At 42.2% G+C, this 11,964-nt stretch carries 12 protein-coding genes; 5 read left to right on the top strand and 7 right to left on the bottom strand.

Annotation, left to right across the window (positions count from 1 at the left end):
- Nucleotides 1–2: 2 nt before the first annotated feature.
- Complete coding sequence (locus K5R16_RS03175) at nucleotides 3–536, bottom strand: heme NO-binding domain-containing protein (RefSeq protein WP_220736107.1); 534 nt, start codon at nucleotides 534–536, stop codon at nucleotides 3–5.
- 277 nt (nucleotides 537–813) lie between these two features.
- Between K5R16_RS03175 and K5R16_RS03170 the strand changes: the two genes are divergently transcribed.
- Complete coding sequence (locus tag K5R16_RS03170) at nucleotides 814–1,392, top strand: lecithin retinol acyltransferase family protein (protein ID WP_220736106.1); 579 nt, start codon at nucleotides 814–816, stop codon at nucleotides 1,390–1,392.
- Nucleotides 1,393–1,449: 57 nt separating this feature from the next.
- On the opposite strand, the gene K5R16_RS03165 is transcribed toward K5R16_RS03170, so the two are convergent.
- The 5 genes from K5R16_RS03165 to K5R16_RS03145 form a co-directional block, all read right to left on the bottom strand.
- Complete coding sequence (locus K5R16_RS03165; RefSeq protein WP_220736105.1) at nucleotides 1,450–2,514, bottom strand: ketoacyl-ACP synthase III; 1,065 nt, start codon at nucleotides 2,512–2,514, stop codon at nucleotides 1,450–1,452.
- A gap of 97 nt (nucleotides 2,515–2,611) precedes the next feature.
- On the bottom strand, nucleotides 2,612–3,283 hold the full coding sequence (locus K5R16_RS03160; RefSeq protein ID WP_220736104.1) for a GntR family transcriptional regulator: 672 nt from the start codon (nucleotides 3,281–3,283) through the stop codon (nucleotides 2,612–2,614).
- Between the two features lie 107 nt (nucleotides 3,284–3,390).
- Nucleotides 3,391–4,956, bottom strand: a complete 1,566-nt coding sequence (locus tag K5R16_RS03155) for an aldehyde dehydrogenase (NADP(+)) (protein WP_220736103.1) — start codon at nucleotides 4,954–4,956, stop codon at nucleotides 3,391–3,393.
- A 41-nt stretch (nucleotides 4,957–4,997) separates the two neighbouring features.
- The gene (locus K5R16_RS03150) at nucleotides 4,998–5,999 is read right to left on the bottom strand and encodes a 4-hydroxyproline epimerase (protein WP_220736102.1); all 1,002 of its coding nucleotides are present in this window, start codon (nucleotides 5,997–5,999) and stop codon (nucleotides 4,998–5,000) included.
- Nucleotides 6,000–6,076: 77 nt separating this feature from the next.
- Nucleotides 6,077–6,472, bottom strand: a complete 396-nt coding sequence (locus K5R16_RS03145; RefSeq protein ID WP_220736101.1) for a dihydrodipicolinate synthase family protein — start codon at nucleotides 6,470–6,472, stop codon at nucleotides 6,077–6,079.
- A 167-nt stretch (nucleotides 6,473–6,639) separates the two neighbouring features.
- Here K5R16_RS03145 and K5R16_RS03140 point away from each other — a divergent pair, with 167 nt between their 5' ends.
- From K5R16_RS03140 to K5R16_RS03130, 3 genes are all read left to right on the top strand, one after another.
- Nucleotides 6,640–7,680, top strand: a complete 1,041-nt coding sequence (locus K5R16_RS03140) for a proline racemase family protein (RefSeq protein WP_220736100.1) — start codon at nucleotides 6,640–6,642, stop codon at nucleotides 7,678–7,680.
- 24 nt (nucleotides 7,681–7,704) lie between these two features.
- Complete coding sequence (locus K5R16_RS03135; protein ID WP_220736099.1) at nucleotides 7,705–8,988, top strand: FAD-binding oxidoreductase; 1,284 nt, start codon at nucleotides 7,705–7,707, stop codon at nucleotides 8,986–8,988.
- Nucleotides 8,989–9,164: 176 nt separating this feature from the next.
- Complete coding sequence (locus tag K5R16_RS03130; protein WP_220736098.1) at nucleotides 9,165–9,347, top strand: hypothetical protein; 183 nt, start codon at nucleotides 9,165–9,167, stop codon at nucleotides 9,345–9,347.
- Between the two features lie 89 nt (nucleotides 9,348–9,436).
- Here the strand turns inward: K5R16_RS03130 and K5R16_RS03125 are convergent, their stop codons facing one another.
- Complete coding sequence (locus K5R16_RS03125) at nucleotides 9,437–10,753, bottom strand: aminopeptidase P N-terminal domain-containing protein (RefSeq protein ID WP_220736097.1); 1,317 nt, start codon at nucleotides 10,751–10,753, stop codon at nucleotides 9,437–9,439.
- 126 nt (nucleotides 10,754–10,879) lie between these two features.
- Here K5R16_RS03125 and gmhB point away from each other — a divergent pair, with 126 nt between their 5' ends.
- A complete protein-coding gene (gmhB, locus tag K5R16_RS03120; RefSeq protein WP_220736096.1) occupies nucleotides 10,880–11,437 on the top strand; it encodes a D-glycero-beta-D-manno-heptose 1,7-bisphosphate 7-phosphatase in 558 nt (185 codons plus the stop codon).
- Nucleotides 11,438–11,964: the final 527 nt, after the last annotated feature.

Genomic DNA, 11,964 nt, shown 5'->3' with positions numbered 1-11,964 from the left:
TGTTAAACATGCGTGATGGTAAAGCGCACTTCAGAACTGTCTTTGACAAGCGGCTCCATGACTATCTCAACTTTCTCATTGAAATGCTCAGCACAGCCTTGAATTAAACCTAAACAGACATGTGACATACAGCGTGCTGAAACGTAATCCATCACTAACTGGCTCTCGGTCGCTGAAATAAAATTAAATGTCGGTGGGTTAGCGTTCTGGTAAAGTTTTTTAACTTCAATATGGATGTACTCTTCAACACTTTTGATAAAGCCAAAAGTCGAATCAGACTTGCCTTCAAGGCCAGGCATACTATTGAATAATGTGATAAAAACCGATTTACCATAGATTTCTTGCAGTTCTTCTATCGATACTCCTGTGAGCTTGCTTAAACTCACAATGAGCTTAATCAGGTCATTGTGATCATAAGTACCAACACTGGTATAAACACCGTCATTTTGGTTTTCATCTAGCATTTTTTGGCAAACTTCTAGGCCAAAAGAGTCTTCAACTAACTCTAAAAACTCCGCAAAAATGATTCCTTTCATAGATAACTCCTCATTACACTTCTTCTTATTAAAGTAGTGTATTAATTGATTATATTCAATGCTTCTGTAAACCGAACCATTGATTTAATTTGTGCTTCAGTTTAGATGTTCGTCTGTTTATGTTTCCGAGAAAGTAGCTGTAATCCTTATAGCCTGAAGCCAAAGTGATTACGATATTAGTAATAAACAAGTTTTGGTTACACTTTTTGACTTCTGCTGACTAGAATTGTTGTATAGGTTACAGAGTATTAGATGAATTTTAGCGAGAGGAAACTGTATGGCATTGCCCTTGATATGGTTAGGCGCAGCTGCAATAGGTGCCGCTTTGGTTGCTGACGAGCGGAAGAATCAAAAAGATATTGCCAGTAAGCGTATGCATGGCAATGCCAAATCAGCTCATACTCATGGTGACAGTGCAGAACTTGCTCCTAGTCTATGGCATACAGGCGATAAAAAAGTCGCGTTAGAGCCTGGTGCTATTATTTGTTGTTTTGTATTTGGGGTGATAGAGCATACCGGTATCTGGCTCGGTGATGATACCTTGGTCGAGCTTCACGGTAGTGGACTTGTCCGAGCGATTTCAATTGAACGGTTTCTTGCAGGAAGAAGCGGTAGCAGAGTTTATCAAGCGTGTAACCATCTGCACCAACCATTAGTTGGGATTAATGTATTAGAAAGGGCTAAGGAAGCGATATTTAGCTATAGAGAATACGATTTACTCGATAATAATTGCCATCGCTTTGTTTGTTATTGCCTTACGGGTGAAGAAAAATCTTTATCTCGTTTTAGCAAACTTAATAATGAAATTGGCAGCTACTTTAAAGAAGCGATTTATTGGGATGAAGCGATTATTTGATATAAAAACACCGACTCATAAAGTCGGTGTTTTTTGATCTTTGACTAGCAGCTAACGCTACTTACAAAAATGCTTTACAGCTTTGCTGACTAATTCAATACCTGTTTTATCACAAGGTGGTAGCTCTGCATCGCTGACTTTGATCGGCGTGACTCTATCGCCCCACTTAATTAAAGCGGCTGCAGAGGTTAAACCGGCACCAAATGCACAGGATAGAATCGTTTGATTAGGTTGGATTTTACCTTGTTCCAAAGCATCGCAAATAGCGATAGGTATCGTTGCTGCAGAGGTATTGCCATAATTAGCGATATTTACCACGGCTTTTTCTTTTGGAATTTTCATGCGACTAATTAACGTATCAATGATGCGTTCGTTAGCTTGATGTGGAATAACCCAATCGATATCGTCTTTGTCAATGCCACACTTTTCAATGACTTTAGTGCTCAGTTTCCCCATGCCTGCAATTGCACGCTTAAAGATCTCTTGGCCATTAAATTCGATATAAAAGTCGAGTGAAGATGCTTCAAACCTGTCCATTGCAGTACCAAAGCCAGCTTTGAGAATATCACGACCAGCAGGGTCATTATTAAGCTCATAACCGAGTACACCGATGGCTTCGTCAGTTGCTTCAAGAACAACTGCACCAGCGCCATCACCGAATAAAACAGCGGTTTCTCGGCGAGACCAATCTAAGAAGAATGATAATCTTTCTGCGCCAATGACTAAGACTTTTTTACACTGGCCACTCTTGATTTGTGAGCTACCGAGCCCAACGCCATAAAGAAAACCACTGCATGCAGCATTGATATCAAAGGCTGCGCAACTTGCACCTATGTTTGCTTGTACCGTCGAGGCAATATTAGGGATCAAAGTATCTGGCGTAGCAGTTGCTAGAATAATCATATCTAGATCGCTACCTTCAATACCTGCAGCTGCAAGTGCACGCTGAGCGGCAACTGATGCTAGTTCTGATGTATTGACATGACTAATATGACGCTGGCTTATACCTGTACGAGGTTTAATCCACTCATCGGAAGTCTCGATAAAGGTAGCGAGATCATGGTTGGTCAAAGTTGCAGGAGGAACACATTTGCCCCATCCCGTAATTGTTGCGTACTGCATTTCGGTATTCTCTCAAAATAAAAAGGCAGAACCTGAGGTCTGCCTTGTCAATCAGTATTAGTAAAGCTTAACAAGTCTTGTCATACTCAACAGTGAGCTATCCCTCTTGTTGAGCAACTAAATCTCTAATTGCTTCTGCTGCATGAAGGATGTGGGCGCGTAAAAGTTTAACTGCGTTTTCAACATCACCTTGCTTACAGAATTCTAGCAATTCTCTGTGGTCTTTTTGGGCTTTAGGGATCCCGCTAGCCAAATAAAGCTCTAGTCGAACATATCTGTCACAGTTGGTATTAAGGCCATTGACGACATCAATAGTATGAGGCTTGTCAGCTGCTCGGTATAAACAAATATGGAATTGTGAGTTCAAGCCACTCCAGCTTTCAATCTGGTCTTTATCTTTAAAAGCGACATCGAGAGAATCTAAGATATTTTCAGCTTCAGTGAAGTCATCTTCAGTCATATGAGGAATTGATTTAGCTAATAGATCGGTTTCAATCAGTGCTCGTAAATCAAATAGCTCAGTAACTTGAACTGCTGATAAAGTGGTTGCCGTCGCGCCTTTATGCGCTTCAAACTTAACTAACCCTTCAGCTTCTAATTGCAGTAGTGCCTCTCGTACGGGGATCCTGCTCACATTCATTTCGTCGGCAAGGGCGCTTTGGCGTAATGGCATGCCAGCTGCAATTTCTCCTGATAGGATTTTTTCCCTCAATACTTCGACAACAACTTGAGTGCGTGTTTTATGAACGATAGGAGTTATTCTGCTCATATATCCTGTTTTTATGTTAGTTGTTCAAGACGATTTTCTTAGATTACCGTTTAAATAAGTATAATGAAAGGGAAACAACTTGTTTCCCTGTACATAATTTGAAATGTTTAGAATGTGATGATGTTAGCTTGGTCTTCTTTTAACCGGCATGGCAAAAGAGACATAGGCATGTTTTGGATACACAAAGGGCGTTCAAAGCGAGCTTTAGCTTGGCTACCAACAGAAGTGGTGCGACTATCAGTGCTCGCAGGGTAGGGACCACCATGGTTCATTGAGTGACAGACTTCAACACCCGTTGGCATTTGGTTGAAAATCAAGCGACCAACATTGAATGACACCGACTCTATCAATTGTGTGTTTTCAGCTAGTTCAGGTTTTAGACCATGAATCGAAGCGGTTAATTGGCCTTCCATCTGCTCAGCTATCAGTTCCATCTGCGCTAAGTCATTACATGCGACAACCACAGCGAATGGACCAAATACTTCCTGTTGCAGTGCTTGAGAGGCTAGATAATCTTCTGCTTCAATTTTTACTGCTGCAGGGCGTGTAAAGTGGTTAGCAGCAGAGGACTTGCCTTGTGATATCAGTGAAACTGATTGATTGTTTAACAGAGCGTCGACTTGCGATTGGAAGGTCGTTGCAATACCCGCTGTCAGCATACTCGCAGCGGATTCTTGCGCGATTTTTTCAGCCATAGTAGCAAGATAGCGGTTAAGCGCTTCTCCCTTTATAGCAACAACAACACCTGGACTGGTACAGAACTGACCGTGTCCCATCATCATCGACTGCACTTGAGTTGTTGCTAAGCTTTCCGCTTGATCTGTTAACAGTTCGCCCAGTAAAAATTGAGGGTTAATAGAGCCTAACTCACCATAAAAAGGGATCGGTTCAGCTCTAGCTGCGCAAATATCAGCTAAAATACGACCGACTTTTAAAGAGCCTGTAAAGCCAACTGCTTTTATCGCACTATGGTTTACAAGTTCAGTAGAAGCTTGAGGTTCTGTCGCCTGAATAAGGTTAAAAACGCCTGCAGGCATATTACAACGACTAGCCGCGCGAGCAATTGCAGCGGTCACAAGTTCACTGGTAGCTGCGTGTGCTGGGTGGCCTTTTACGACGACAGTGCAACCTGCTGCTAGTGCAGAAGCTGTATCACCTCCCGCAGTTGAAAACGCTAGCGGAAAATTAGAGGCTCCAAAAACGGCTACAGGGCCGATGGGTAAAGTACCTAAGCGAGTATCAGGCTTTGGTAAAGGTTGTCTTTCTGGGTTGGCAAGATCAACAAGCACATTATTGATTGGCGCTCGCAGTGTGTTTGCGAATAGCTTGAGTTGTCCACATGTTCTACCGGTTTCACCTTGTAGACGTGGCATAGGTAAGCCAGTTTCAATATGCGCAGTTTCTGTTATGGCGGCTATATCAGTTTGGATCTCTTCTGCTATCGCGTCCAAAAAATCAGCGCGTTGCTCATCAGTGGTGCGTCGATAAGATAGGAATGCTTGTTTTGCAGCACTCACGGCAGCTTCGATATTTTTGGTGTTAGCGGAAGCGAATTGCCACTGTGTTTTTTCATTCAGCACAGGGTTCATGCTATTAAATTGCAATGCTTCGTTAGTCCACTCGCCATTGATAAAGTGTTGGCCATTTATTGCAACGCTTGTTAAATCTGTCATATTTACTCCTGAGCATGCATGCTCAATAATTTAGTGTTTAATTACACGACCTGAAAGCCGAAGGCGTATGGGTCGTCATCATCAATTGTGATGGCATTGTTGCCTGTTATTCTGGCCCAGCCTTTAATACTAGGCATAATCCCCGAGAACTCACCGACTTGTGCCGCTGCTTCTATTCGTCCTACAAATTGGCTACCGATAATGCTTTCGTGAGTATATTCATCACCCGCTTGCAGCAGCCCTTTTGCATAAAGTTGTGCAAGCCTTGCGCTGGTTCCTGTTCCACACGGAGAGCGGTCTATCGCTTTATCGCCATAAAATACAGCGTTAGCGCCATCGGAACCTTCTGAGATAGTATCGCCAGTCCAAAGAACATGACTCACTCCGCTAACTGTAGGGTCATTTGGATGAATACAAGTGAGCTGTTCATGAGCGACCTGCCTAACTATTGGACTCCAGCGTAAAATATCTGCAGCCGTCCAATGACGTAAGCCTGGGAAATTTTGTTGTGGATCGACAATCACGTAGTAATTACCACCATATGACACGTCTACTTTTAGTGTGCCCAAGCCAGGAATATCCAGTATTACGTCTTGATGGGCGAGATAGGCTGGAACGTTATAAATTTTAACCCAATCTATTTTGTTAGCCGTTGCCTGATAATCAATTTTGATTTGCCCTGCAGGAACATCAATGATGAGTTTTCCTGGTATTTTCGCAGTCAATAATCCAGATTCTATGGCAGCAGTTATTGTGCCTATGGTCCCATGACCACACATAGGCAAGCAGCCGCTTGTTTCAATGAATAGAATAGATGCGTCAGCATTCTCTGAACAGGGTGGGTAGAGGAAGGCCCCTGACATCATGTCGTGCCCTCTAGGCTCAAACATAAGGCCCTTGCGGATCCAATCATATTCACGAAGAAAATGTTGTCTTTTCTCGCTCATAGTTTTGCCGACTAGGTTGGGGTGACCACTGGTCACCAGCCTTACAGGGTTGCCGCAAGTATGTGCATCAATGCAAAAGAAAGTGCCTTTTAGCATGTATTTAATTCCACTATTATAGTTATTGTGCTGAGCCCGCTAAAAATGGAACCAGCGCTTGGAGACATGACTTATATTTAGTCGATATTGTACTTGTCTAGATCAATGCGAGTGGCAAGTGATTGAGCAATCACTTGCTCATCGTATGCTCTTTCCTTACCGATTAAAGGTAAACGTGGCCTACGGCAATTTTTGCTACCGCGAGCCAAGACTTGCTCTGCAGTATTTTTAATACAACCACTCAGAACTAATATACGACCTTTAACTGTTTCAACAGTGTGTTTGATAAAATAGGGCTTCTCTTCAGGGCTTAAAAATGCATTATCTCTTATGGTGCCAAGAGCAATAATTCCGTCAATCGCATCTCTGATTAGATCTTCCAATGTGCGAGTATTTGACTCGAAATTGATAGTCCCATGGTCATATAACTGAGTTGAGATAGCTGGGGAAACACCTTGCCAGTTTACCTTCATATTTAAGCCTCTATCACTACATTTTTACGTTTGAAATTCTAGTTGTTTGTGGGATATTGTATACTCGAGATTAAAAAATAAAAGACCCTAAGTAGTGAATTAGAGCAACTAACTCACTCTCGGTAAATTGTATACAATATGCAATTCAACAAAGGAAAAAACTGAAAATGACCGAAATTGATATCAGTCCAGAGCTGGCAAGCTCTTATAGAGTGTTCAAAACGATTGATGCACATACAGAAGGGGAGCCGCTGCGAATTATTACCTCTGGCTACCCTGAAATAAAAGGTGAAACTATTTTAGATAAACGCAAATTTGTTGCTGAAAACTGGGATGTTTATCGCAAATTGCTCATGCATGAGCCACGAGGACATGCTGATATGTATGGTGCATTGGTTACTGAACCAGTGACAGATGGAGCTGATTTCGGTGTGCTATTTTTACATAATGAAGGCTATAGCTCTATGTGTGGTCATGGCATTTTAGCGCTTGTAAAAGTGATGTGTGAAACAGGCTGTATTGTGCTTCATAATCTTCCTCGAGTGATAAAAATTGATGCCCCAGCGGGGTTAATCACAGCAACCGCTTATCGTGATTTTGAAGGTAAAGTTCGCGCTAGCTTTAAAAATGTGGATTCTTGGGCTGAAGCAATAGACTGCGAAGTAATGGTCAATGGTTTTGGGCAAGTACGTTATGACATTGGCTTTGGTGGTGCATATTACGCCTATGTTGATGCTGACGAGCACGGCATTAGCTGTTCACAAGGTAATGTGGCGCAGTTAATTGATATAGGGAGACGTATAAAGCATGCCGTCATTGCGGCTCATCCACTTAATCATCCGGTTGAGGAGGAGTTGAGTTTTCTGTATGGAACAATTTTCACTTCGAAAAAGGTAACTAATAATGAAGCGCACTCGCGTCATGTGTGTATTTTTGCAGATGGAGAGGTAGACCGTTCACCAACAGGAACGGGAGTGGCCGGCCGAATAGCATTACTGCACGCAAAAGGTGAGGTTGAGCTGAACGATGAATTGATGATTGAAAGTATCGTCGACGGAAGAATGATTGTCAGCGCTAACGCAGAGTCGCTATATTTTGGCAAGCATGCAGTTGTTCCTGAAGTATCAGGAAGATCATTTATTACAGGGAAGCATCAGTTCTTTATTGACCCAGATGATGTGTTTCAAAATGGATTTATGTTGCGCTAAACAGCGGCTGTTAAGGAATTAATAATGAAAGAATACGACGATGAGCATGGTGCAACGATTACTATAGTTGGGGCCGGTATTGTTGGACTTGCTGCAGCAATAGAGCTTCAACGAAAAGGATTTGATGTCACTATCATAGATAAAGAAGGAGCCGGCTCTGGCGCTTCTCAGGGGAATGCTGGCCACTTTGCGACAGAACAAGTCTTTCCATTAGCTGATCCCGCTATTATAGCCAAATTACCTGGTATGCTGATGGATCCTTTAGGTCCTTTTAGGATCCAACCTAAATACTTTGTCAAAGCCTTGCCATGGTTTATGCGCTTTTTGGTTAATATGTTACCAGGGCGCCGCGCTAAAAATACGAGAGCGATAAAAGCACTTAACCAAAGCTCTATTGCTGCGATGAAGGAGCTAGTGCGCTTTTGTGGTTGTGAACAGTTATTAACCCTAAACGGCAGTTTGCTTGTTTTTGAAGAGACTCCCATAGATGAAGTACAAAAAGAACTAACGGTATATGCGAATGCTGGTGTTGACGTGCAGTTACTCGATGGAACAGAAGTTAGAATGCTTGAGCCTTCTTTAAGCCAGTCGATTACTCATGGTTTGTATTTCACTCAGGTTGGCCATACCAGTGATCCTTATCGTTTGTGTAAGGCGTTAGAGTTAAAGTTCATGTCGTTAGGTGGGAAGTTAGTTACTGAAGAGCTTGTAAAAGTTGCAGCCGCTAAGACCAGTTCAACTATCCAGCTGGAGATGGCTAATGGAACAAGCAAACAAATTAAAAAATTAGTTATCGCGGCGGGTGCTTGGTCAAAACCTTTTGCTAAACAGTTAGGCTACTCGGTTCCATTAGAATCAGAGCGAGGCTACCATTTAATGATGCCGCAAATAAGCACGCTGTCACGTCCTGTTGCCTCCTATAATCGTAAGTTTATTATTACGCCTATGACTGACGGAACTCGTCTGGCGGGAACGGTAGAGTTTGGCGGGTTAAAGGCACCTCTAGTTCCGGCAAGAGCTGATTGTTTGTTCACTCATGGGAAAGCACTACTGCCAACGTTGTTTGAAAGTGCAGTCGCTACTGATGGTGAGCGCTGGATGGGATTTCGGCCCTCTTTACCTGATAGTTTGCCAATTGTGGGGCGCAGTGTTACACAGTCGAATGTATTCTTTTCGTTCGGTCATCAGCACTTAGGACTAACATGGTCAGCATTGACTGCTAAGTTGTTGGCGCAAGAGGTGGTTGGTGAACAAGCAAATATTGACTTGCAACCTTATAGGATAGATAGATTTTCTTCATGGGGCTGAATATAGAGGCAGCAGCTATATAGCTAGAAGTTCTTTATGTATAAGAGTTGATACATTAATAGGCAATTGGTTACTAAGCGGGTCGTAAAGTATTCGGTTAGTTAGCCAGCTGCTATCTATCTCTAAATAGGCATATTAAAATTTGGGTTAGGCAATACATAAGTTATAGATAAACAGTGATAAATAAACTACTTGATTACTTTCATAGCGTACTGGAAAACCCCTGGATCTTACTCGATGATCTGATGACAATCGTAAACTTCCTTTTAGGTCTTACAATTATCTGGAGCTTTATTTCACTTTTTTATGCTCTCGGTGGTGGCACTGCGGCAGATCTGATTAATCCAAATAGTTGGTAGTCAAAAAACAGAAAACTGTTGTTTGAAATTTATATGACGATAATGAAAACAAGCCAACACTTAGTGTGGCTTGTAATTTTAATCATTACTTATCCATCAGCCTCGGCCATAAAATTCTCAATTTCATCAACGGTTCTTGGTATATCTTTAGACAAATTCTCAAAACTGCAATCGGTTACTAATATGTCATCTTCAATGCGAATGCCCATACCACGATAACCCTCAGGGACATCTGTTGCATCTAGAGGAATATATATCCCTGGCTCGATAGTAAACACCATACCATTTTCTAGTCGGCGCCAATTGCCTGCAGTGTCATGGTAGGAACCTACATCATGTACATCCATGCCTAACCAATGGCCAGTTTTATGAACCGTAAAGCGCTTATAACTCTCGGTTGCCATAATGTGCTCAATTGATCCAGTTAAAAGACCAAGCTCTTTGAGCCCGCAAGCCATTACCTTCATACAGGTCTCGTTAATTAAATTCCAAGCAAGTCCCGGTTTTATCATCTCGATAGCTCGGTCTAGTGCGTTTAGTACTATCTGATAAATTGCTCTTTGCTCATTGCTGAATTTTCCGTTCACAGGGTAACTGCGGGTAATGTCTGAGGCATAATATTGACATTCAGCGCCAGCATCGATCAAAAGCATCTGTCCATCTTCTAACTCGCAACAATTTTCTTCATAGTGTAAACAGCAAGCATTGTTTCCTGACGCAACTATATTAGGATAGGCCACATCGCTACAGCCTTTATTGGCAATACTGAAATTAAATAGCGCAGAGAGTTCGCGTTCATTTATGCCTGGACTACAGGCTTGCATGACTTTCTTGTGTGCGAATATTGACGCTTTGACTGCAAGACGAATGTTTTGTATCTCATCTTCCGTTTTAATTAATCTATGCTGGTGTAGTACTTCAGCTAGTTGCTTTATTGCTACAAACTGCTTAGGGGTATCGAACGAGCCATTATGTCTGTGATGATTAGTCCAGCTAACGATCTCGGAAGAGAAGCGGTCTGTTTCGTCACAAACATAAAAGCTCGTAATGCCCTTCATCTGGCATAAAAGCTGAGTGGTAAACTCGCTAACAGGGTAGGCATGGTCAGCATTGTAGTGTTCGACAGCTCCGCTAACACCAGCGCGAGTGCCAAAATTGACCTCTTGATCTTTATCCTTGGGTCTTAGGAATAGCTGAAAAGAAGTTGTTTCACTCTTAATTAGCAACGCAATGGCGTCAGGTTCATCAAAACCGGTTAAATAAAAGAAATTGTTGTCTTGCCTGAAGTGATACTTAATATTTTTACTGCGCACTTTTTGCTGGTAACCCGCGAGCAACACTAAACTGTTTTCAGGTAATTGATTAAGTAGTGCTACTCGCCTTTGTTGATAGATGTCTAAAGTCACGTCCTCACCCTTATTATTGTATATTTTATTTATTACACTGTATTACTGCTTTTATAGCAAGTTCACGGTGCAATTGTTTCTAATGAATGGAATAATAGCGGCATCAAAGAGTAGAGAGATAGTATTGTGAAACGAGCAGTTTTTTTAGATAGAGATGGCGTTATTAATATAGATCACGGCTATGTACATAAAGTCGATGATTTTGAATATGTCGACGGCGTCTTCGAGGCTTGTCTCTCATTAAAGAAAGCAGGCTACCTTCTTGCTGTTGTGACCAATCAATCAGGTATAGCCCGGGGTATGTACACCGAGGAGCAGTTTCATACATTAACAGAATGGATGGATTGGAATTTTGCTGATAAAGGTGTAGAGCTAGACGGTATTTATTACTGTCCTCATCATGCAGAAAAAGGAGTGGGGGAGTACAAGATTGATTGTGATTGCCGTAAACCTAAACCTGGAATGATGTTAACTGCTGCTGAGTTTTTGAAAATTGATTTAAGCCGCTCTGTTATGGTCGGTGATAAACGTGATGACATGTTGGCCGCCAAAGCAGCAGGTATTCCGACTCGCGTGCTGGTACGCACAGGTAAATCTGTAACAGATGAAGCGATTGCTGCTGCAACAGTGGTACTTGACTCGGTGGCTGAGCTGCCCGCCTATTTAGCGGCTGAGGTAAACTAAATCGTATGTAGCCTGATTTGTTATCCTGCTCAGTATATAAAGGGGTAGCACCAAACTGTGCATTTTGGCGATGTTTTGCTGTAGTGATTAGAATTTTGAGATGGCGAATCTGTGAAAATGACAGTTTAAAGGGGCTTTTAGCCCCTTTTTTGTGCGTATCGTTTGAGAAACGTCCGCTTAGACGTATTATTTCATTTTTTCTCATTTAGCCCCTTGTGCTCTGTCAGGATTTCCCTATAATGCGCATCCACTGACACGGCACAGCAGGCCAACTAACTAAACGAAAGCTTAGGTAGTACGGGACTTGCAGCGGTGTTAGAGAGTTAAAAACCTTCGGGAATTTGATTCAGGTGACAAACGCTTTAAGGGCTTCGGGTAATGCTTCTTTTCACGAGAGTGATTAAGAAATCATCGCTTGAAAAACTTCTTAAAATAAGCGCTTGACGCCGCCACTGGAGAGTGTAGAATACGCCTCCTCAAGCCAACGACCTAGCGTCTTCGGCGAAGTATGAAAGATGACTTCACGC

Source organism: Shewanella sp. c952, assembly GCF_019654975.1.
Lineage (GTDB): Bacteria > Pseudomonadota > Gammaproteobacteria > Enterobacterales > Shewanellaceae > Shewanella.
The sequence above is the reverse complement of the archived record's forward strand: the minus strand, read 5'-3'. Positions and strand labels throughout refer to the sequence as shown.